Raw genomic sequence first — 21,609 nt, forward strand, 5'->3', positions numbered from 1 at the left:
GAGCGGTACGTGCCGAGCGGTACATGCCGAGCGGTACAGGGGGCGACTGAGCGAGAGAGCGGGGAGCTGGGGCAAGGGATGGTCTTCGAACCGATCGCCGTCGTCGGCAGGGGCTGCGTCCTGCCGGGCGCGCTCGACCCCGACACCTTCTGGGAGAACGTCGCCGCGGGGCGGCAGAGCCTGTCGGCGGTGCCGGACGGCCGGTGGCGGCTGCCGCACCGCTGGGCCATGGGCACGGTCGACGACCACCTCGACCGCACCTGGACCGACACCGGCGGCTACGTCACCGGCTTCGAGTCCCGCTTCGACCCGACCGGGTTCCTGGTGGCCCCGGAGCGGATCCTGCCGCTCGACCCGCTCTACCAGTGGGTGCTGCACGGTGTCCGCGAGGCCCTGCGGGAGGCCGGGCGGGAAGGGCCGCTCCCGCGGGCAGGACTGGTGCTCGGCAATCTGGCCTACCCGACGGGCGAGGGATCGGCGTTCGCGGAGCACGTATGGCTCTCTGGGCAGGAACCGGCCGTGCGCGAAGCCCTGTTGACGGGGGCGCGCCGGACGCGGCCGGACGCGCGCAACCGCTTCTCCTCGGGGCTGCCCGCCCACTTCGCGGCCCGTGCCCTGGGCCTGGGCGCCGGTGCCCACGCGCTCGACGCCGCCTGCGCGTCGTCGCTGTACGCGATCAAGCTGGCGTGCGACCGGCTGCACGACGGCACGGCGGACCTGATGGTGGCGGGCGCGGTCAACCGGGTCGACAACCTCTTCCTGCACGTGGGCTTCTGCGGCCTGTCCGCGGTGAGCAGGAGCTCCCGCAGCCGTCCGCTGTCCCGGGACGCGGACGGGCTGCTGCACGGCGAGGGCGCCGGGTTCGTCGCCCTGATGCGCCTGCCCGACGCGCTCGCCGCCGGAGTGCGCATCCTTGGCGTGGTGCGGGGCGTGGGACTGTCCAACGACGGGCGCGGCAGCGGCCTGCTGAGCCCCGTGGAAGAGGGACAGGAGCAGGCGATGCGCGGCGCGTACGCCGCGGCGGGCATCGCGCCTGAGACGGTGTCGCTCGTCGAGTGCCACGCGACCGGGACCCCGGTGGGGGACGCGGTGGAGGTGCGGAGCACGGCGCGGGTCTTCGGGGCCCGCGCCGACCTGCCCATCGGTTCCGTGAAGTCCAACGTGGGTCATCTGCTGGCCGCGGCGGGCATGAGCGGGCTGCTGAAACTGCTCGGCGCCCTGCGGACCGGCGTACGCCCCGCCACGCCCGGCGCCGAGACGCCCCTGGAGGCGTTGGCCGGCACGCCGCTGCGCGTGCCGGTGGAGCCCGAGCCGTGGCCGGGCCCGCGCAGGGCCGCCCTCAGCGCCTTCGGGTTCGGCGGCACCAACGCCCATCTGATCGTCGAGGCGTGGGACGGCGACCGTCCGGGGCGGTCGCCGCGAGCGCGCACGCCCGGCCCGGCACCCGCGCAGCGCGAGCCCGGGCCCCCGGATCCCGGCGGCGACCCCGGAACCGCGGACGCCCCGGGTTCCGGCCGGGGGGCCGAGGTCGCGGTCGTCGCGGTCGGGGTACGGGCCGGGGGCGGCTCGTCCACCGACGACTTCCGCCGCGCGCTGCTCGCTGGTGAGCGCGGGGGCCCCGCCAAGGCGGTCGATGTCGCCCTGGCGGGCCTGTGTTTCCCTCCCCTCGCGCTGCGGAGCGCCGCGCCTTCGCACCTGCTCGCGTTCGAGGCGGCCCGCGAGGCGGTGCGGGGTGTCGCGCTGCCGCGCGAGCGGACCATGGTCGTCGTCGGGACCGGCGTCGATCCGGAGGTGGCGCGCGCCGGGGCGCGCTGGCGGGTCCCGCACTGGCTGAAGGGGGCCGGGGCCGCCGTGGACGAGGGACTCCTCGCGCGCGCCAGGGACGCCTTCGCCCCCGCGATGGGCGCGGAACAGGTGACCGGCAGCCTGCCCAATCTGGTGTCCGCCCGGATCAGCTCGCAACTCGACCTGACGGGGCCGTCGTTCGCCGTCTCGGCGGAGGAGGCTTCGGGCCTGGTGGCGCTCCGTCTCGCGGTCCGGGCCATCAGGGCGGGCGAGGTGGGCGCCGCGCTCGTCGGTGCCACCGACATGTCGTGCGGTGCGGTGCACGCGGCCGCCCTGCGGGAGCTCGGCCGGGACGCGGAGCCGGGGGACGCCGCCGTCGTGCTCGTGCTCAAACCCCTCGCCGCCGCCCGCGAGGACGGCGACCCCGTCATCGCCCTGCTCGACGACGCCCGCGGGGACGGGCAGGCCGGGCCACCCGACCTCGTCGTCGGGGACGGCGGGGAGGCCGGCTTCGACCCGGTGTCGCTGTTCGGCAGGGCGCATGCGGCGGCGGGACTGCTGTCCGTCGCCGTCGCCGCCACCGCCCTGTCGCACCGCTCGGTGCCGCGGTCCGACGGTCCGGCGGTGGCGCGGCCCGGCCTGCGCGAGGTCGAGGCGGTCGTGTCGCCGCTGGGCGCGCCGCCCGCGCGCGTCCGGCTGCGCGCAGGCGACGCGCGGCCCTGGGCGCACGGCAGGCCGCCGCGCCTGTACGTCTTCTCTGGCCGCGACCGGCGGGAGGTGCTCGCCGCGCTCGACGCGGGCGCCGAGGGCACGCGGGGGCCGGCCAGGCTGGCCGTCGTCGTGGCGGGCGGGGACGGACAGGCCGGCGCCTTCGCGAAGGCCCGCACCTGGCTGACCTGCGGCGGCGTGCGGCCCGCGGGCGTGCGCTACCGGGACGCGCCCGTGGCGGGCGGTACCGCCTTCGTGTACACCAACGGATCGGCCGCGTACCCGGGCATGGGCGACGAGCTGCTGCGCGCGCTGCCCTCGCTCGGTGAGACGCTGCTCGCCCGGCACGGAGAGGCAGCCGCGCCCCCGGCGGACGCGGCAGGGGCGAGCGTGCTCGACGCGATCTGGGGCGCCACACGGCTCGCCACCGCCCACACCGAGCTCTGCCGGGGCGTACTCGCGCTGCACCCGGACGCCGCCATCGGCTACTCGTCGGGCGAGACGTCCGCCCTGGTGGCCCTGGGCGCGTGGCAGGACAGCGCGGGCCTGTACGAGGACACCCGCGCGAGCGGCCTGTTCAGCGAGGAGCTCACCGGCCCCCTCAGGGCCGTGCGCCGCGCGTGGGCACGGGCGGGGGTGCGCGGCACCCGCTGGTCGAGCCATCTGGTGACCGCCCCGCTCGACCGGGTCAGAAGGGAGCTGGCGGACGAGCCCGCCGTCCACGTACTCGCGGTCAACGCGCCCGGCGTCTGCGTCGTCGGCGGTGAGGACCGGGCGTGCCGCGCCGCCCTGGCCAGGCTCGGCGCCTCGGACGCCATCCCCGTCGACTACGACCTCGCCGCCCACGCCCCGGAGCTGGCCGAGGTGCGGGAGCAGTGGTGGCACCTCCACCACCGGCCCACCGTGCCGGTGCCGGGCGTGCGGTTCTACGGCGCGGCCGACGCGGAGCCCTACACGCCGACGGCCGAGCGCGCCGCGGAGGCCATCACCGCGCAGGGCCTCGGCACCATCGACTTCGCGGCCACGGTCGAGCGGGCCTGGGCCGACGGGGTCCGTGTCTTCGTCGAGCAGGGGCCGCGCGGGCAGTGCACCGGCTGGATCGGACGGGTGCTCGGCGACCGGGACCACGTGGCGGTCGCGCTCGACGCCCCGCACGGCAGAGGCCTGCGGCAGCTGTGCCTCGCCGTGGCCGAACTCGTCGTCGCCGGTGTGCCCGTGCGCGCCGACGACCTCTTCGCCCGGCTGCGGCCCGCCTTCGCCGCGCCCGCGCACGCGGACGGCCCCGCGCCGGGGCGCGCCGACGACCCCGCACCGGCGGGCACGGCCGGCCGTCCCGCGGTCCTGCGGGTACAGGTCCAGGACACCCCCCGGCTCCCGGACCTCCCCCTGCCCCCGGCGGTCCTGCCGAGGCCTCCTCGGCTCGCGCCCGTACCGGAGCCGGGACCCGGCCAGGAGCCGGTGCGCGCGGCGGCGGACGGTCCGGCGGGCGCCGTGCGGCTCCCGGCCACCCCCGAGCCGCGCCCCGCGGACGTGCGCGGCCTGGTGACCGCGCACAGCCGGCGGGTCGCGGCCCTGCACCGTGAGGTGCTGGCCGCGCAGGCCGAGGCGCACGACAGGTTCCTGCGCGGCACGGCCCGCGTCGTCGCCGCGCTCGCCGGGCACGCGCGGGACGCCCGTACCGCGGCACCGTCCGTGCCCCTGCCCCTGCCCCTGCCCCTGGCTCCGCCTCCCCCGCCTGCGCCGCCCGCGCCGCCTGAGCCGCCGCCCGGGCCGCACCGCCCCGGCCCGCGCTTCGACCGCGCGCAGTTGGAGCGCCTCGCGTCCGGGCCGGTCTCCGACCTCTTCGGGCCGCGGTTCGCACCCCAGGACGGCTACGCGGTGCAGACCCGGATGCCACGGCCGCCCATGCTGCTCGCGGACCGGGTCACCGGCATCGACGCGGAGCCCGCGGCGCTGCTCGCCCCCGGCGCCGCCAAGGCTGTGGGCACGATCTGGACGGAGACCGACGTCGGCCTCGGCAGCTGGTACCTCGACGCCACCGGGCGCATGCCCCCCGGCCTGATGGTCGAGGCGGGCCAGGCGGACCTGCTGCTGATCAGCTGGCTCGGCGTCGACCTGCTCAACCGGGGCGAGCGCGCCTACCGCCTGCTCGGCTGCGAGATGACCTTCCACGGGAGCCCGCCGCGCCCGGGAGAGACCCTGGCCTACGAGATCCACATCGACGGCCACGCGGAGCACGGCGGCGTGCGGCTGTTCTTCTTCCACTACGACTGCACCGTCGAAGGCGAGCTCAGGCTCAGCGTCCGGGGCGGCAGGGCCGGCTTCTTCACCCCCGCCGAACTCCGCGACAGCCCCGGCCTGCGCCAGGACCCCGCGGCCCGCCCTCCCGTCGACGGCACGCCGCTCGACCCGCCGGCCATCCGGTGCACGCGCCGGGGCTTCACGCCCGACCAGGTGCGCGCCTTCGCCGAGGGGCGGCCCGCCGACTGCTTCGGGCCCGGCTGGGAGGCCACCGCCTCCCATGTGCGCACCCCCCGCGTCGACCAGGGCAGGCTGCGCCTCCTGCACGAGGTCACCCGCTTCGATCCGGCCGGTGGCCCCTGGGGGCGCGGCTACCTGCGCGCCGAGACGCCCGTACGCCCGGACGACTGGTTCTTCGACGGGCACTTCGAGAACGACCCCTGCATGCCGGGGACCCTGATGCTCCAGGGCGGCATGCAGGCCATGGCCTTCTACCTCGCGGCGATGGGCTACACGGCCGACCGCGACGGATGGCGCTTCGAGCCGGTCGCCGGGCAGCCCTGTACGGCCGACTGCCGCGGGCAGGCCGTCCCGAGCAGCAGGACCGTGGTGTACGAGGTCCTCGTGCGCGGCGTCTCGGCAGGGCCGCTGCCGACGCTCCACGCCGACGTGGTGGGCAGTGTGGACGGGGTGCCGGCCTTCCACGGCCGGGACGTGGCGGTCCGGCTCGTGCCGGACTGGCCGCTGTCGCACTGGCGGCACCTCGGCCCGCCCGCCGTCCACACCGCGGCGCGGGCCCCGGCCCTGCCCGCCGGGCTCGCCGGCCTCGTGGGGCACCGGGAGGACGCGCCCGTGGCCGCGGTGGACGGGTTCTCCTTCGGCTACGCGTCGCTGCTCGCGTGCGCGTGGGGCAGGCCGAGCGACGCGTTCGGCCCCTCCTACGCCCGTTTCGACGGCACCCGGAGGGTCGCGCGGCTGCCAGGACCCCCGTACCACTTCATGAGCCGTGTCGTGGCGGTGGAAGGACCGCAGAACGGCATGCGGCGGGGCAGCCGCGTCGTCGCCGAGTACGACGTGCCGGACCTGGCCTGGTACTTCGCACAGGACGGCGGCGGGGCCATGCCGTTCGCCGTCCTCATGGAGGTGGCCCTGCAACCCTGCGGCTGGCTGGCCTCGTACGCGGGCAGCGCGCTGACGACCGGGACGGATCTGCTGTTCCGCAACCTCGACGGCACGGGGACGGTGCTCGGCGAGGTCTCCCCCGCGACCCGTACCGTCCGCACCACGGCGGAGCTCACCGGGGTCTCCCGCACCGGGGACATGGTCATCGAGTCGTTCTCGGTGCGCTGCCAGGCCGAAGGCGAGCCGGTGTTCGCCCTCACGACGGTGTTCGGGTACTTCCCGCGGTCCGCGTTCGAGCGGCAGCCGGGGCTCCCGGTCCCGGCCGGCGAACGGGACCGGCTCGCGGCCCCCTGCGACCACCGGGTCGACCTCACGCGGCGCCCCGCCCGCTTCTTCGCAGGCTCGGCGCGACTGCCGGGACCGATGCTGCTGATGCTCGACCGGATCACGGGCTACTGGCCGGACGCGGGCCGCGCGGGCCTCGGCAGGCTGCGGTCGGAGAAGGACGTGGACCCTGGCGAGTGGTTCTTCACGGCGCACTTCTTCCAGGACCCCGTGCAGCCGGGCTCGCTCGGTGTGGAGGCCATGTGCCAGCTGCTGCGGTACTACCTGATCGAGCGGGGCCTGACCGCGGGGCCCGGCCGCGCCCGCTTCGAGCCCGTGCTCCAGGATCGCGAGGTCGCGTGGAAGTACCGCGGCCAGATCACCCCGGCCACCCGGCTGATCAGGGTGGACATGGAGATCCTCGAAGTGGGCGAGGACGCGCGGGGCCGCTACGCCACGGCCGAGGCGACGCTCTGGGGCGACGACACCTGCATCTACCGCGTCCGCGGGATCGGGGTGCGGGTGGTGCAGGGCGCCGCCTCCCCCGCGCCCGGAGGGGAGAAGACGCCGGACGGGACTCCCGCGCCCGAGGAGCCCACCGCGCCCGTCCTGGGGGTGCCGGTGCGGCGCGGGGCCGCCGCCCCGCCGGACCGGGAGCCGGCCGGCGGGGCGTCGCCCGGGCCGCGCTCCCGCCCCGGACCCGGGAAGCCGTCGCGGCACGAGGCGCCGGCAGCGGCCACGGGAACCCGGGTGTCGGACGACGTGCTCGACCCGGCCGTCGACGGCTGGATCGCGGACCACTGTCCGACGTGGACGCTGCCCGTGCTGCCGATGGCCTCGGTCCTCGACCGGCTCGCCTGCGCGGCCCGCGCCCTCACAGGCCGCGGCGTCGTCGCCGTCCGCGGCCTGCGGCTGCGCCGCTGGGTCCCGCTGGCGGAACCCGCCAGGCTGCGGACCGAGGCGTACCGCACGCCCGAGGGCGTGGCGGTACGGCTCCTGCTGTGGCGAAGCGCCCCCACCAGGGGGCTCTCCCGCTACGAGGAGGTCGCCGCGGCCACGGTGTCGGTGGGCGCACCGCCCACCACGCGCCCCGGCCCGTTCCCCCGGCTCACGGGCGCCGAGGAGCAGCAGGACCCGTACGCCTCGGGCGAGCTGTTCCACGGGCCCGCCTTCCAGTACCTGACCTCCTGGTCGGTCGGTCCCTCCGGCGCCTCCGCGGTGCTGGACGCCGGGCGCGGCACGGTCCCCCCGGGGTGCCTGCGCCAAGGTCTGCTCGACGCCGCCGTGCAGGTGGTGCCGCACCAGAGCCTGTGGCGGTGGGCGCCCGAGGTCGGCGGTGGCAGGGTCGGCTTCCCGCACCGTCTCGAAGCTCTCGACCTGTACGAGGCGCTGCCCGCCACGGGGACCCTCACCGCCGAGGCGCGCTTCGCCGGCTTCGCGCAGGAGGGCCCGTCGTTCCCGGTCAGCGACATCCAGCTGTCCGTGGAGGGGCGGGTGGCCGCCGCGCTGCGGCTCGTGAGCGTGCTGCTGTCCGTTCCCGCGATCGCCACGGCGTCACCGGCCGACCGCAGGGCGTTTTTGGCCCGGCGTCAGCCCGTGCCCGGGCTCGCCCTCTCCCGGGTCAGGGACGGCGCCACCGTGCTCACGGCCGCCGACGTCGAGGAGAACGACTGGCTGCGCGGCACGGTGGCGGAGGCCTGGGGGCTCCCCGCGGACGTGCCGCCCCGCGACCGGCTCGCGGTCATCGCCGTGAAGGAACACGTGGCGCGGCTTGCGGGGGCGCACCCGCACGCCGTCGACGTGGCGGAAGACGTGCGGCGTGCCCGCGTCGGCGGGGCGGGGCAGTGGTACGCGGTCCACGTGACGCGAGCGGAAGACACCGTCGCGGTCCGCTCCGTGACGCGCCCGTGAGGTGTCGCGACCGCCAACTCCCGTACGAGGGCCCGCGGCGCCCACCTCGCGTCCCGCGGGCACGATGTTGAAGACGCCGGGGGGCAGCTCCGCCTCCTGCACCGCCTCGGCGAGGAGCAGCGCGTCGAGCACCGTCTCCTGCGACGGCTTGAGCACCACGGTGCAGCCTGCGGCGAGGGCCGGCGCGTACTTCGACGCGGCGAGCAACTGCGGCGGCGTTCCGGGGGGTGATCGCGGCGACGACCCCCACCGGCAGGTGCCGTACGAGCGTGCGGAAGGCCGGGGCGTTCTCCCGCAGGTCCTCGGTTTCGCCACCGAGCATGCCCGCGTAGTGGCGCAGCGACCTCTGCGAGCAGCGCGACATCGCGCTCGGGCACCTGGGATTCGGCCGGGATTCGACCAGCCGGCGTGCGGTGAGCCCGGTGGGAAACCCGATCCACGGCCCTCACAAGGGAATACGCCCGGCAGGGCGTCAAGCGGCAGACGAGTCGGGCTGTACGCCGGATTCTGTCGCCCGGGCGCCTCGCGGCGGCCGGGGAGACGGCCATCCATCTAGGACCGGCGTTGCCGCCGGCCTCCTGCGGTCCACCCGCGGACTCGGGCGGGCAGCCCTCGAACGTCCGCGCAGAGCACCTGTCTCCTGGCGCTCCTTTTGACCTTGCTCCGGGTGGGGTTTACCTAGCTGCCCAGGTCACCCTGGGCACTGGTGGTCTCTTACACCGCCGTTTCACCCTTACCGAGGACCGAGGTCCCCGGCGGTCTGTTCTCTGTGGCACTGTCCCGCGGGTCGCCCCGGGTGGCCGTTGGCCACCACCCTGCCCTGTGGAGTCCGGACGTTCCTCGGGGGGTTCCCTGGGGAGCCCCACGCGGCCGTCCACCCGGCTCGTCTGCCGTGGTGACCATGGTACCCGGCCCCGGCGGCCCGTCCTCCCCGCCCCGGCCTTCGCCTACGCTGGCGGGCGGGCGCGGCCCGCGGGGCCGCCCCCTTCCCCGTACGGAACCCGTGCCCGTACGCAAGCCGTACCCGACGCCGTCCCGAGGAGTCACCGCCGTGCTCGTGCTGCTGCCGCCGTCCGAAGGAAAGGCCGCGCCGGGTGAGGGCGCGCCGCTGGATCCGGGGGCGCTCTCGCTGCCGGGGCTCGCGCCGGCGCGCGCTGCCGTGCTCGACGAGCTGGTGGAGCTGTGCGCCGGCGACGAGGGCAAGGCGCGCGAGGTGCTGGGGCTCAGCGAGGGCCTGCGCGGCGAGGTCGCGAAGAACGCGGCGCTGCGGAGCGCGGGGACGCGGCCCGCGGGCGAGGTCTACACCGGCGTGCTGTACGACGCGCTCGGGCTCGGCACGCTCGACCCGGCGGCCGCGCGCCTCGCCGCCTCGTCCCTGCTGGTCTTCTCCGGGCTGTGGGGGGCGGTGGGGGTGGCCGACCTGATCCCGTCGTACCGCTGTTCGATGGGGGTGAAGCTGCCGGGGATCGGCGCGCTCGGGGCGTACTGGCGCGGCCCGATGGCCGAGGTGATGCCCCAGGCCGCCGGCGGAGGACCGGTGCTCGACCTGCGGTCCTCGGCGTATGCGGCGGCGTGGCAGCCCAAGGGCGAGCTGGCCGCGCGCACGGCGGCGGTGCGCGTCCTGCACGCGCGGGTGGACGAGCGCACGGGCGAGGAGAAGCGGTCCGTCGTCAGCCACTTCAACAAGGCGACGAAGGGGCGGCTGCTGCGCGACCTGCTGACGGCGGGGGCCGCGCCCGGGTCGCCCGCCGAGCTGGTCGGCGCGCTGCGGGACCTGGGGTACGCGGTCGAGGCCGCGGAGCCCGCGCGGGCCGGACGGCCCTGGCGGCTCGACGTCGTGGTGACGGACGTGCACTGAAGGGCGAGCGACAAGTCGCTGATCTGCTCGATTGCGGTGGATGCAACGGGCGTTGCGTGATGCGCCGGGGGCGCGGCAGGATGTGGGCATGACCTCCGTGCTCGATCTCGCCCCCGTCGTCCCCGTCGTCGTGCTGAAGGACGCCGCGGGCGCCGTGCCGCTGGCGCGTGCGCTCGTCGCCGGCGGGCTGCCGGCGATCGAGGTGACGCTCCGTACGCCGGCCGCCCTCGACGCCGTCCGGGCGATCGCGGCCGAGGTGCCCGACGCCGTCGTCGGCACGGGCACGGTGCTCTCGCCCGACGCGGTGACCCGGTCGGTCGCCGCAGGCGCCCGCTTCCTGGTCAGCCCCGGCTGGACGGACACGCTGCTGGCCGCGATGGAGGCGTCGGGCGTGCCGTTCCTGCCCGGCGTGTCCACCACGTCGGAGGTGGTGGCGCTGCTGGAGCGCGGCGTCACCGAGATGAAGTTCTTCCCGGCCGAGGCGGCCGGTGGCATCCCGTACCTGAGGTCGCTCTCCAGCCCGCTGCCGCGCGCGCGGTTCTGCCCGACCGGCGGCATCACCGCCGAGTCGGCGCCGCGGTACCTCGCGCTGCCGAACGTGAGCTGCGTCGGCGGCACGTGGATGGTCCCCCAGGACGCCGTCGAGGCGGGCGACTGGGACCGGGTCGAGGCGCTGGCCCGCGAGGCGTCCACCCTCCAGGACAGCCGCAGGGCCTGAGGCACCGCCCGGCGGCGAGGGCGTGCAGGTCGGACCAGGTCAGGTCAGGTCAGGTCAGGTACGACGTGTCGTTGAACAGCCGCACCGAGGCGTTGCCGTCCGCGTAGTAGGCGACGGCGGAGGTGGCGGCGGGCGAGAGCTCCATCCTGAACAGCGACTCGGGCGGCGCGCCGAGCGCCAGCCGCACCAGCGTCTTGATGGGCGTGACATGGGTGACGACGAGGACCGTGCGGCCCGCGTGGCGCTCCACGAGGCGGCGGCGCGCCGCCTCCACCCGCTCGCCCACGGCGGTGAAGCTCTCGCCGCCGCCGGTCGGCGCCGCGCCGGGCGAGGCGAGCCAGGCGTCGAGGTCGTCCCTGTACCGTTCCCGCACCTCGGCGAAGGTGAGGCCCTCCCACGCGCCGAAGTCGGTCTCGCGCAGGCCGTCCTCGACGGTGACGCCGAGGCCGAGGCGGTCGGCGACGGCGCCCGCGGTCTCCCGGCAGCGGCGCAGCGGGGAGGAGACGATGTCCTGCACGGTGCCGCGGGCGGCGAGCGCGGTGGCGACGGCAGCGGCCTGCCTGCGGCCCGCGGCGGAGAGTTCGGGGTCGCTGCCGCCGCTCCCGGAGAACCGCTTCTGAGGGGTGAGCGCCGTCTCACCGTGCCGCAGCAGCAGGAACGTGGTGGGCGCGCCCAGGTCGGGCGCGGAGCCCCAGCCCACCGCGGGCCTGCTCGCGCCCGCCGCCGCGGCTGGTGACCCGGCGGCCGTGGACGCGGCGGGGTCCCACGCCTCGCCGCGCGCGCCCGCGTCCATCGCCTCGTCCGCCAACCGGGCGGCGTGGCGGTTGCGTTCGCGCGGGACCCACACGTAGACGACCCGCTCGGGCGGGAAGATCCCGGCCGCCTCTTCGGCGAGGGCGCGCAACTCGGGGTGGTGGACGCGCCAGCCGCCCGTCATCTGCTCGACCACGAGCCGGGAGTCCATCCGTACCCGGACCTCGGCGGCCGGATCGAGGGCGTGCGCGGCGCGCAGCCCCGCGATCAGGCCGCGGTACTCCGCCACGTTGCCGCCGGCGGTGCCGAGGTACTCGGCGGTCTCGGCGAGCGTCTCGCCTGTCCCGGGGTCGAGGACGACGGCGCCGTACCCCGCGGGTCCCGGATTGCCCCGCGAGCCGCCGCCCGCCTCCACGTCGTACGCGGTCACCGCTGCCGTCACCCTCCCCGTGCCGTCGCTGTCGCCCTGTGCCGTCCCCGTGCCGTCGTGCCGTCCCCGGCGCCGCCGCCCGGTCTCGCTACAGGCCGGACTCGGCCGTGCGGACCAGGATGCGGCGGCAGTTCTCGCAGCGCACCACGGCGTCGGGCGCCGCGGCGCGCACGTCGTTCAGCTCGGTGATGTTCAGTTCGAGCCTGCACCCCTCGCACCTGCGCTGGAAGAGGCGGGCGGCGCCGACGCCGTCCTGCTGCTCGCGCAGCTTCTCGTACAGCTTGAGCAGGTCGGCGGGGACCGAGGCGGCGACGGCCTCGCGCTCCTTGCGGACGCCGGCGATCTCGGTGTCGATGCCCGCGGTCGCCTCGTCGCGCCGCGCGGCCGCCTGGTCGGAGGCGGCCTGCACGGCGGCGAGCCGCTCGGTGAGCTCGGCGACGCGGCCCTGCGCGGACTCGCGGCGCTCCATCACGTCGAGGACGACGTCCTCCAGGTCGCTCTGGCGGCGGGCCAGCGAGGCGATCTCGCGCTGGAGGTTCTCCAGGTCCTTCGGCGAGGTCACGGCGCCGGAGTCCAGGCGCTGCTGGTCGCGGGCGGCGCGGGTGCGCACCTGGTCCACGTCCTGCTCGGCCTTGGTCTGCTCGCGTGCGGTGTCGCTCTCCTCCGTCTGCGCGGCGACCAGCAGGTCGCGCAGTTGCGCGAGGTCCTTGGCGAGCGCTTCGAGCTCCGCGTGCTCGGGCAGCGCGGAGCGGCGGTGGGCGAGCTGCGACAGCCGTACGTCGAGGGCCTGGACGTCGAGGAGTCGGAGCTGGTCGGCTGGCGCGGCGTTCAGTTGGGGGCTCCCGGTGGGTTCGTGGCGGTGGCGGTGGCGGGCGGCGGCGGCACGGGGCGCGCCTGCGACGCGAAGTGTGCCGACCAGGGGTCGGTGACCGTCGCGGAGACATGGACCCGCAGGTCCCAGCCGTGGCGGTCGGAGATCTCGTCGAGCTGGGCGGCGGCCTGCTCGCACCAGGGCCACTCGGTGGCCCAGTGCGCGGCGTCCACCAGGCCGAGCGGGGAGTGCTGGGTGGCCTCGGAGGCGGGGTGGTGGCGCAGGTCGGCGGTGAGGAAGGCGTCGACGCCCGCGGCGCGCGCCTCGGCGAAGAGGCTGTCGCCCGAGCCTCCGCTGACCGCGACCGTGCGCACCGGGCCCTCGGGGTCCCCTGCGACGCGGATGCCCTGCGCGGTGGCGGGCAGGCGGTGGGCGGCCCTGGCCGCGAAGTGGCGCAGCGACGTCGGGGCGTCGAGCTCGCAGACCCGGCCGAGGCCGCGGCGGCCCGCCGGGTCCCGCGGGTCGGGCACGAGCGGGCGCACGACGCGCAGGCCGAGGGCGTCGGCGAGGGCGTCGGAGACGCCGGGGTCCGCGGTGTCGGCGTTGGTGTGCGCGACGTGCAGGGCGATGCCCTGCCGGATCAGCGTGTGGACGACGCGGCCCTTGAAGGTGCCGGCCGCGACGGTGGTGGTGCCGCGCAGGTAGAGCGGGTGGTGGGTGACCAGCAGCTGCGCGCCGAGCGCGACGGCCTCGTCCACGATCTCCTGGACCGGGTCGACGGCGAAGAGCACGCGCTCGACGGCGGCGTCGGGGTCGCCGCACACGGTCCCGACCGCGTCCCACTGCTCCGCCAGGTCGGGCGGCCAGAGGGCGTCGAGCGCGGCGATGACTTCGGACAGACGGGGCACGCCGGAAAGGCTACCTGGCGCGGGGCGGCGCACGCCCCGCGGGGAAGCGGGGACCGGCTGACGCGGGCGGGGCGGGGGCCGGGCCGCGGGGGCGTCGCCGGGGCGCGGGTCCCGTGGCCGGTGTTCCCGCTGAGCACAGGCGTCCCTGTGGTTCCCGGCAAATCACCCCATCACCACTCGTACGTGTGAAGACGGTCGTCTCTCGTTGTTCGGCTGGAAGTACGAACTTAGCTTCGTGGCCGGAGGTGACGCACCGATGACACCGATGACCGCTCTCGCCGTCGGCACGGAGCCCGCGGGGCCGGCCGACGCGGCCGGAGGAACCGGTTCGCCGCACCCGGGAGCCACCGGGCCCGGGGGCCCGCAGGCCCCGGCGTCCACCGGCTCCGGGGGCCCCGAGGCCCCGGCCGCCTCCGGCCTCGAAGAGGGGTACGGCTCCGAGGAGGGGTACGGCGAGGGGTACGGCCCCGAGCCGGGCCGAGCCGCAGGACCCGGCCCGCACCCCGGGAGCGACCCCCAGGCCGGGGCCGGTGGGGACGGGAACCCCGCGGAGGGCGGGGCCGCGAGCCGCGCGACGCCTGGCGGACGGGCCGCGGACCGGGCGGTGCGGGCTGTACGGCAGGCCGGCCCGGCCCGCCCCGCCGAGCAGGTCGAGCCGGCCCGCCCGGTCGGGCCGAACGGTCCTGGCACAGGCGCCCCGCCGGCCGGCGCGGGCCGGACGACCGGTTCAAAACGGACGGCCGACCCGGACCCCATGGCCCGCCAGGACCGGGCGCCCCGCCCGGTGCCGCCCGCGACGTCGGGTGACCCCGCCGCGCCGGTACGGAGCGCGCCGACCGGGGCGGATGCCCCCGGATCTCCCGCCGTCGCGGCGCATGCCGCGCCCCGTGGGGCGGGGGCGTCGGCGTCCGGGCCGCGTGCCGCGGAGGCCGCGGAAGCGCGCCCCGCCGCGCTCGCCGTCAGCGCGGACGGGGCGTACGGCGCGCGGCTGGTGGCCGCGCGCCCCGGAGGGAGCGCGGGCGCGGCGCCCGAGCGGCTGTTCGAAGGGGCGGGGGCGGCGCCCGTGTGGTTCCCCGAGCGGTGGACGCTCACCGGGCCCGAGCCGTACGCCGTGCCGCTGCCGCTCGGGCAGCCGGAGGAGCCGGACAGCCAAGTGCAGCCGCTGGCGGACGGGCGCGTGCTCATCTGCCGCCGGGTGGCGGCGCGTTGGGCCTTCTCGCTGCTGTATCCGACCGGACCTGGCACCGGCGAGGTGCCGCTCGGCGCGGTGGAGTGCCCCCACCTCACGCTGCTGCCGCCCGCGCCGGGCGGGAACCTGGTCCACGCGCTCGCGCCAGGCCCCGACGGCACCGCCCTGTGGCGGGTCGGCGCGTCCGGGCCCGAACTGGTCGCACGGGTGCCCGGCCGCTGCTCGGGCGGCGCGTGGCTCGACCGTACGGGACGGCTCCTCGCGCTCGACCGGGAGACCGGAGGCGTGGTGAAGACGGTCACCGTCGACCTGGAGCGCGGCGGCGAGCTGTCGCCGCTGCTCGAGATCGCCGAGGAGAGCGACGACCGGCTGCTGTTCGCCGACCCGGACAGCGGGCTGCTGCTGATCCGTTCGAACGCGCCGGGGCACGACAGGATCGGCTGGGGCGTGCTCGGCAGCACGCGGCCGGTCCGCTTCCCCGAGTGCCTGCGGCCCGCAGGACGCGTGCTGACGCCGTTCGCCACCCAGCCGGGGCAGGTGCTCACACCGGAGAGCTGCGCCGTGGCCTTCCGCGTCGACGGCCCCGGTGGCGCGTGCGTGGGCCTCTGGCGGCCCGCCGACCGGGCGCTGCACCTGGTGGCGCCGCCGCCCGGCTGGCTCACCGGGGCGGGCCTGTGGACCGCGGACGGTGTGCTGCGGCTGCCGTACGCGACGCCCGCCGCGCCCTGCGCGGTGGCGGAGGTACGGGCCCCGGCCGAGGAGCCGGGCGCCGGGGCGGGTACGGGGCACCCGGCAGAAGATCCCGGCAGCGGGACGGCGGGTACGGGCGTGCGCGCCGACGCCCGCAGCGGCGGGCCGGCTTCGGCCGGCACCGGGGCCGGGAGGCAGCCGTCGCCGCGCGGGGAGACGAGGGGCGTGAGGGGCACCACTCCCCTGTACCGGCCGGTCCCCCTCCAGCAGGCGCCGCTCCAGCAGGCACCGTTGCGGCGAGGAGGCCAGAAGGACCGCTAGTCCGGCCGAAGTTGGCGGTCCTCGCCCGGGCCGTCGCGCGCCGAGTGGCGCGGACCGGCGGCCGGTCGGGGGCTCCCCGTGGTCCGGTAGCGTCCATGACATGACAGCCGAACAGTTCCCGACCACCACCGAGCGGGAAGCTCTCTGCGGCTTCCTCGACAAGCAGCGCGCCGACCTGCTCCGCAAGGTCGAGGGCGTCTCCGACGCGGACGCCCGTACGGCGCCGACGGCGAGTTCGCTGTCGCTGCTCGGTCTGCTCAAGCACTGCGCGCTCTGGGAGCGCCGGTGGTTCCAGGCCGTCGTCGCGGGGCGTGCGCTCGGCGGCGCGTGGTCCCCCGCGGACATCCCACGCTGGCAGGAGGAGGACTTCCGCGTCGACGAGCGCGACACGGTGGGGCGTTGGGCGGCCTTCTACGCAGAGCAGGTGGCCCTCTCGCGGGAGATCACCGCGGGTCTTGCGCTCGACGCCCCCTGCGCGCGGCCCGAACTCGCCCACCGGAACCTGCGGTGGGTGCTGCTCCACATGATCGAGGAGACCGCCCGGCACGCCGGCCACGCGGACATCGTCAGGGAGAGCATCGACGGCAGCACCGGCGCCTAGGGTCTTTCGTTTGGATCAGGCCGGGCCATCATGTGCGGAGCCGGATGACGGGAGTTGTCGGGGTGGCGGTGCGGCTCGGCCGAGTCGGTGTGAGGTGAGCGCGGTGCGCGAGCGCCCCACCGCCGCCCGGTGCGACGGCGCAGGGCTCCGAGGGGGTGGAGGGCGCAACGGGCGGCGCGGGGGTACGGGCCCGAGTCGGCCGGTCAGTCGAGGGCGTGGGCGCGGCAGGTCCGCAGAATCTCGTCGGACAGCTCCGGCTGGACCTGGCGCACCGCGCGGGCGAGTGCCATCGCCCCCACGAGCCGGCTGAGCAGCAGCACCGCCCGGTTCCGCGCCTCCTCCGAGGTGGTCTCCCCTTCGTGCTCACGGGCGAACTCCTCGGCGAAGCCCGTGAGATACCCCTCCACGCCGCCCGCGTAGGCGTTCTGGACGGTGTCGCTGTGCCGTCCGGCGTCGACGACCAGGGAGGCGGACGGGCAACCGCCGTCCTGGGCGTCGCGGTGGGCGGCCGAGAGGTAGCCGTCCACCACGCGCTCCAACGGCGAACCCGCGGGGCCCGCGCCTTCCTCGCGGGCCTGTTCAAGGGCGCCCAGGGACGCCTCGAACGAGGCGCTGCACGCCTCGGCGGCCAGATCGCCCTTGGACGCGAAGTGGTTGTAGAAGCCGCCGTGAGTCAGGCCCGCCTCCTTCATCAGGTCGGCGATCCCGACGGCGTCGACGCCCCGCGAGCGGAACATGCGCCCTGCCGCCTCGACGATGTTCCGCCGGTTCCTGGCCTTGTCTTCTCTGGTGATCCGCGGCATGGCCGCCCTCCCGCGTCGGCAGTGTTTGACGTTTTCGATGTTACCTCTCATCATTACTATTAATGTTGAGCGTCATCAATAACGCCGTCGCCATGTGGAGGAACTCATGCGCACCGTGGAGCACACCCGGCAGGGAGAAGCCGCACAGGTACTGACGCTGGAGGAGAGGCCCAGCCCCCCGGCTCCCGGTCCCGGAGAGGTTCTGGTGCGCATGCTGGTCAGGCCCGTACACCTGGGCGACCTGGTCGGTGTGGAGGGAGTGCGGGGGGCGCCGGAGCAGTATGCGCGGGCCAGGACTCCCGGGGTGGAGGGGATGGGCGTCGTCGAGAGCGCCGGGGCGCACGTCCACGACCTGCGTCCGGGGCAGCGCGTGGCCGTCTTCCCGGTGCCGGGGACGTGGAGCGACGCCGTCGTGGTCCCGGCCGGTCTCGCGGTGCCGGTGCCGGACGGTGTCAGCGACGAGACCGCGGCCCTGATGCTGGTCAACCCGCTGACGCTGAGCATGTTGTACCGCGCGGCGGAGAACGCCCTGCGTGGACGGAAGGGCCCCGTCCTCCAGACCGCCGCGGGCTCCTCCCTCGGCAGGCTGGTCGCCGCGGCCGCGGTCCGCCACGGGCTTCGGCTGATCAACCTCGTGCGCAGCACCGCGGGCGCCCGGCGGATGCGCACCCTGTACCCCTCCTTCCCCACGGTCGCCACCTGCGACGACGACTGGCGGGACCAAGTGCGCGGACACGGCGGCGAACACGGTGTGCACGTGGTACTCGACAGCGTCGGCGGCGCCCTGACCCAGGACCTCACCGGACTGCTCGCCGACGGCGGCACCCTGATCTCCTACGGACGGCTGGGCTCCGGCACGACCTCGCTGGAGTCGCTGCCCCTCGTCGCGCGGGAGCTGACGGTGCGGGGGGTGAACGTGCTGCGGTGGCTGAGCCGTACCCCGCAGGAGCGTGCCCAGGACGTCGCGTTCGCGCTGGACCTGGCGCAGAGCACCCCGGACCTGTTCGAGGTCGCGGCCCGCTACGACCTCGCCGACTTCACGGCGGCCGTCGAGCACGCCCGCCGCCCGGCCAAGAGCGGCACCGTCCTGCTCACCACGCCGCGGTCCACCGGCTCCGGACGGAGGGCCGCCTGATGCGGATCGGCACCCTCGGAGCCGGAATCATCGCCCAGGCCGTCGCCCGGCACGCGATCCGCCAGGGCCACGAGGTCGTGCTCAGCAACAGCCGCGGCCCCGCGTCCCTGGCCCCGGTGGTCGAGGACCTCGGCGCGCTCGCGACAGCCGCGACCCCCGCGGAGGCCGCCGCCGCGGACCTCGTCCTGCTCGCGGTCCCCTGGCCGCGGATCCCCGACGCCGTCACCGCGCTGCCCCGCATGGACGGCACCGTCGTCATCGACGCCACCAACCAGTTCGCCTCCTTTCCCCCGAACCCGAGGATCGCCGACCTGGGCGACCTCACCGGAAGCGAGTACGTGTCGTCCCTGCTCCCCGGGGCGCGCCTGGTCAAGGCCTTCAACACCCTCTACGCGCAGTTCATCGCCCCCGACCCTCGCCACGAGGCCGGGCGGCAGGTGCTGTTCCTCGCCGGTGACGACGCCGACGCCAAGAACACCGTGCAGGACCTGACGGCCGGCTTCGGCTTCGCGCCCGTCGACCTCGGAACCCTGCGAGAGGGAGGACGCCTCATGCAGCTCGGCGGCCCCCTGTCGGCCCTCCACGTCCTCAAGCAGGACTGAGCCCCCGCCTGTCGGTGCCCCTCGGGTCCGCGGGGAGCCCGCCCGCCGTGCTCCCGCACGCCTTCCCGGGGAGCGCCTTCCGCCACGCCACGAAAGAGAGACCCCATGTCCGACCATGCCCCGGCATCCGGTACCCAGCCCCTTCTGCGGCCCGTCCGACTGGGCGGGCTCGCCCTGCCCAACCGCGTCGTCATGGCCCCCATGACGCGTGCCCGTGCCGGTAACGCCGAGCTGGCCCCCACCGGCCTGCACGCCGCCTACTACGCGCAGCGCGCCGGCGCCGGCCTGATCGTCAGCGAGGGCACCTGGGTCAGCACGGACGCCATCGGCTTCGTCAACGTGCCCGGCATCTACACGGACGCCCAGACCGACGGCTGGGCCAGGGTCACCGAAGCCGTGCACGCCGCCGGAGGGCGGATCGTCTCGCAGCTCGGCCACGTCGGCGCCGTCTCCCACCCGGACCACCTCGGCGGCACACTCCCGGCGGGCCCTTCGGCGATCAACCCGCAGGAGATGTCCTTCACCCGCGAAGGACCGAAGGAGACCCTCACCCCGCGCGCCCTGACCGCCGCGGAGATCGCCACCACCATCGACACCTACCGGCAGGCCGCCGCCAACGCCCTGCGCGCCGGGTTCGACGGTCTGGAGATCCACGCGCAGGCACAGCACCTCGTGGCCCAGTTCCTCAACCCCCGCCTCAACCGGCGCACCGACGCCTACGGCGGCAGCACGGAGAGGCGGGCCCAGTTCCTCCTCGACATCGTGGACGCTGTCAGCGGCGTGTGGGGCAGCGACCGTACCGCCGTCAGACTCACCCCCTACTGGAACCGCGGCCCCGCCTTCACCGCGGGCCCCGAGCTGCTTGCCGACTACGACCAGCTCCTCAAGCGCCTCGGCGACAGCGGCCTTGCCTACCTCCATCTTGTGGGCCCCGAACCCGGCACGGGAGCCGACGACACCCTCACCGCCTTCACGCGCTACCGCAGCCACTACCGGGGCGCCGTCGTCGCCAACCTCGGCTTCACCCAGGAGAGCGCCAACGACCTGCTCGAACGGAACCTCGCCGACGCGGTCTCCTTCGGCGCCCCCTTCATCGCCAACCCGGACCTCGTCGACCGCTTCGCTTACGGCCACCCCCTTACCGCGGGCAACCGCGACACGTACTACGCCGGTGGCGAGGAGGGATACACGGACTACCCCGCGATGACCGCCGACTAAAGCTTGTCCGCCTCGGCACCGCCGGCGCGGCGACTCTCGTCATCCGGCTCCTCGCATGGCCGCCGGGACACGTCCTAGGAGCCCGGGAGTTCCACCGGCCGGGGGTCGCGGGCTCCGGGTTCGGTGAGCGGGTCACGCGCCGCCGTTTCGAGCGGCCTGCCGCGCCTGCGGTCCACGCGGTCCCAGAGCGTCAGCAGGGGGCTCGCCATCACCGTGGTGACGAGCGCGACCATGACCAGCACGGTGAACATGGCGGGCGTGGCGATGCCCGCGGCGAGCCCGACGTTGATGGCGATGAGCTGCATCAGGCCGCGCGCGTTCATCAGGGTGCCCACGCGCAGCGCGACCTCAGGGCGCTCCCCCGCGGCGCGGGCGGCGAGCAGGCAGGCGCCGAACTTGCCGAGGACGGCGAGGACCACACTGCAGGCGGCGAAGAGGAGGACGGAGGGGTCGGAGAGAAGGCCGATGTCGGTGTTGAGGCCGGAGTACGTGAAGAACAGCGGCAGGAACACGATGCGGCTGACGGGGGCGATGACCGCGACGGCCCGCGCCACGGGCGGGGTGCGCGGGAAGACGACGCCGAGGCTGAACGCGCCGAAGACGGCGTAGAGCCCGATCCTGTCGGTGTACCAGGCGGCGAAGAACAGCAGCAGGACGGTCGCGAGGAGCACGGTGTCGGGCGGCGCGGCGGCCGCGAGCCGCTCCGCGCGGCGGCGCGCCCTGGAGAAGGCGACGAGTGCGAGCACGAGCCCGGCCGTCCCCGCGAGCGCCAGCAGGAAGGAGTGGGCGCTGCCGTCCGCGAGGCTGAGCACACCGGCGAGCAGCACCCAGGCGACGGCGTCGTCGAGGGCGCCTGCGGCCAGCGAGAGGGAGCCGAACCGGGTGCCGGTCAGGCCGCGTTCCGTGATGATGCGGGCCAGCATGGGGAACGCGGTGATGGCGAGGGTGACGCCGACGAACAGCGCGGAGACGGTCAGCGGCACCCCGTGCGGGAACAGGCCGTCCGTGTCGCGCAGCAGCACCGTGACGCCGATCCCGAGGGCGAGCGGTGCGAGGGTGCCGGCGGCGGAGACGGCGAGCGCGGGCCGCAGGACGCGTCTGATCCGGTCGGTGTGGAACTCGTAGCCCGCGAGGAACATGAAGACGACGAGCCCGACCTGCCCCACCACGTACAGGACGGGCCTGAGGTCGTCGGGGAACAGCTGCCGTTCGACGCCGGGCGCGGCATAGCCGAGCACGGAGGGGCCGAGGACGACGCCTGCGACCATTTCGCCGACCACCGGCGGCTGGCCGACCAGGCGCAGCAGCCGGCCGACGCCGCGGCAGACGAGGAGGATGACGACGACGGAGAGGAAGAAGGCGGGGCCGAGCTCTGTCGCGGACACGGGGACGACCTTCCGGTGCTGCGGGCGTCGGGGGGGTGGCCCGTACGGGCCGGGGCAGGCCGCGAAGCGGCCCGTACGGGCGGGATGTCGGGGAGG

Annotated in this window: 13 protein-coding genes, 1 other RNA gene and 1 pseudogene; 8 read left to right on the forward strand and 7 right to left on the reverse strand. The window is 75.9% G+C overall.

Translation table 11 applies throughout. The features are described 5' to 3' along the window. The first annotated feature begins 78 nt into the window (after window positions 1-78). Window positions 79-8,091 carry a beta-ketoacyl synthase N-terminal-like domain-containing protein gene (locus tag AB0910_RS13385; protein ID WP_366744702.1) on the forward strand — a complete coding sequence of 2,671 codons (8,013 nt, stop codon included), beginning with the start codon at window positions 79-81 and terminating at the stop codon, window positions 8,089-8,091. 36 nt (window positions 8,092-8,127) lie between these two features. Here AB0910_RS13385 and AB0910_RS13390 read toward each other — a convergent pair. Both AB0910_RS13390 and rnpB read right to left on the reverse strand, forming a co-directional pair. Then, window positions 8,128-8,359 (reverse strand): annotated as a pseudogene (locus AB0910_RS13390) (aldehyde dehydrogenase family protein); the annotation flags it as partial. Window positions 8,360-8,571: 212 nt separating this feature from the next. Beyond that, window positions 8,572-8,977, reverse strand: an RNA gene (gene rnpB / locus AB0910_RS13395) — RNase P RNA component class A. A 165-nt stretch (window positions 8,978-9,142) separates the two neighbouring features. Between rnpB and yaaA the strand changes: the two genes are divergently transcribed. Together yaaA and eda are read left to right on the forward strand one after the other, a co-directional pair. Next, complete coding sequence (gene yaaA, locus AB0910_RS13400; RefSeq protein WP_366744786.1) at window positions 9,143-9,949, forward strand: peroxide stress protein YaaA; 807 nt, start codon at window positions 9,143-9,145, stop codon at window positions 9,947-9,949. An 88-nt stretch (window positions 9,950-10,037) separates the two neighbouring features. Then, a complete protein-coding gene (gene eda / locus AB0910_RS13405; protein ID WP_366744703.1) occupies window positions 10,038-10,667 on the forward strand; it encodes a bifunctional 4-hydroxy-2-oxoglutarate aldolase/2-dehydro-3-deoxy-phosphogluconate aldolase in 630 nt (209 codons plus the stop codon). Window positions 10,668-10,716: 49 nt separating this feature from the next. On the opposite strand, the gene AB0910_RS13410 is transcribed toward eda, so the two are convergent. The 3 genes from AB0910_RS13410 to AB0910_RS13420 all read right to left on the reverse strand — a co-directional run bounded on the left by AB0910_RS13410 (window position 10,717) and on the right by AB0910_RS13420 (window position 13,569). Next, a complete protein-coding gene (locus AB0910_RS13410; protein WP_366744704.1) occupies window positions 10,717-11,850 on the reverse strand; it encodes a bifunctional RNase H/acid phosphatase in 1,134 nt (377 codons plus the stop codon). An 88-nt stretch (window positions 11,851-11,938) separates the two neighbouring features. Next, a complete protein-coding gene (locus AB0910_RS13415) occupies window positions 11,939-12,682 on the reverse strand; it encodes a C4-type zinc ribbon domain-containing protein (protein WP_366744787.1) in 744 nt (247 codons plus the stop codon). Beyond that, window positions 12,679-13,569: a Nif3-like dinuclear metal center hexameric protein gene (locus tag AB0910_RS13420; protein WP_366744705.1), complete on the reverse strand. Its 891-nt coding sequence runs from the start codon at window positions 13,567-13,569 to the stop codon at window positions 12,679-12,681. Before AB0910_RS13420 ends, AB0910_RS13415 begins: the two co-directional genes overlap by 4 nt. A 754-nt stretch (window positions 13,570-14,323) precedes the next feature. Here AB0910_RS13420 and AB0910_RS13425 point away from each other — a divergent pair. Both AB0910_RS13425 and AB0910_RS13430 read left to right on the forward strand, forming a co-directional pair. Next, on the forward strand, window positions 14,324-15,769 hold the full coding sequence (locus tag AB0910_RS13425) for a hypothetical protein (protein ID WP_366744706.1): 1,446 nt from the start codon (window positions 14,324-14,326) through the stop codon (window positions 15,767-15,769). A gap of 100 nt (window positions 15,770-15,869) precedes the next feature. Beyond that, window positions 15,870-16,370, forward strand: coding sequence for a DinB family protein (locus AB0910_RS13430; protein ID WP_366744707.1), 501 nt, complete (start codon window positions 15,870-15,872; stop codon window positions 16,368-16,370). 203 nt (window positions 16,371-16,573) lie between these two features. On the opposite strand, the gene AB0910_RS13435 is transcribed toward AB0910_RS13430, so the two are convergent. After that, window positions 16,574-17,173: a TetR family transcriptional regulator gene (locus AB0910_RS13435; protein ID WP_366744708.1), complete on the reverse strand. Its 600-nt coding sequence runs from the start codon at window positions 17,171-17,173 to the stop codon at window positions 16,574-16,576. A gap of 106 nt (window positions 17,174-17,279) precedes the next feature. Here AB0910_RS13435 and AB0910_RS13440 point away from each other — a divergent pair, with 106 nt between their 5' ends. The 3 genes from AB0910_RS13440 to AB0910_RS13450 all read left to right on the forward strand — a co-directional run bounded on the left by AB0910_RS13440 (window position 17,280) and on the right by AB0910_RS13450 (window position 20,128). Then, a complete protein-coding gene (locus tag AB0910_RS13440) occupies window positions 17,280-18,308 on the forward strand; it encodes a zinc-binding dehydrogenase (RefSeq protein WP_366744709.1) in 1,029 nt (342 codons plus the stop codon). After that, entirely contained in the window at window positions 18,308-18,910 is a 603-nt protein-coding gene (locus AB0910_RS13445; RefSeq protein ID WP_366744711.1) for an NAD(P)-binding domain-containing protein, read from the forward strand. Before AB0910_RS13440 ends, AB0910_RS13445 begins: the two co-directional genes overlap by 1 nt. 105 nt (window positions 18,911-19,015) lie before the next feature. After that, window positions 19,016-20,128: an alkene reductase gene (locus tag AB0910_RS13450; protein WP_366744712.1), complete on the forward strand. Its 1,113-nt coding sequence runs from the start codon at window positions 19,016-19,018 to the stop codon at window positions 20,126-20,128. Window positions 20,129-20,202: 74 nt separating this feature from the next. Here the strand turns inward: AB0910_RS13450 and AB0910_RS13455 are convergent, their stop codons facing one another. Next, entirely contained in the window at window positions 20,203-21,513 is a 1,311-nt protein-coding gene (locus AB0910_RS13455) for a cation:proton antiporter (RefSeq protein ID WP_366744713.1), read from the reverse strand. Window positions 21,514-21,609: the final 96 nt, after the last annotated feature.

Source organism: Streptomyces sp. NPDC047002 (assembly GCF_040704505.1).
Classification (GTDB): domain Bacteria; phylum Actinomycetota; class Actinomycetes; order Streptomycetales; family Streptomycetaceae; genus Streptomyces.

What these genes read in the sequence shown, in the direction of transcription:
- AB0910_RS13385 (WP_366744702.1), top strand. Translation starts at nt 79, where the DNA reads ATGGTCTTCGAACCGATCGCCGTCGTCGGCAGGGGCTGCGTCCTGCCG.
- eda (WP_366744703.1), top strand. Translation starts at nt 10,038, where the DNA reads ATGACCTCCGTGCTCGATCTCGCCCCCGTCGTCCCCGTCGTCGTGCTG.
- AB0910_RS13425 (WP_366744706.1), top strand. Translation starts at nt 14,324, where the DNA reads ATGGCCCGCCAGGACCGGGCGCCCCGCCCGGTGCCGCCCGCGACGTCG.
- AB0910_RS13430 (WP_366744707.1), top strand. Translation starts at nt 15,870, where the DNA reads ATGACAGCCGAACAGTTCCCGACCACCACCGAGCGGGAAGCTCTCTGC.
- AB0910_RS13435 (WP_366744708.1), bottom strand. Translation starts at nt 17,173, where the DNA reads ATGCCGCGGATCACCAGAGAAGACAAGGCCAGGAACCGGCGGAACATC.
- AB0910_RS13440 (WP_366744709.1), top strand. Translation starts at nt 17,280, where the DNA reads ATGCGCACCGTGGAGCACACCCGGCAGGGAGAAGCCGCACAGGTACTG.
- AB0910_RS13445 (WP_366744711.1), top strand. Translation starts at nt 18,308, where the DNA reads ATGCGGATCGGCACCCTCGGAGCCGGAATCATCGCCCAGGCCGTCGCC.
- AB0910_RS13450 (WP_366744712.1), top strand. Translation starts at nt 19,016, where the DNA reads ATGTCCGACCATGCCCCGGCATCCGGTACCCAGCCCCTTCTGCGGCCC.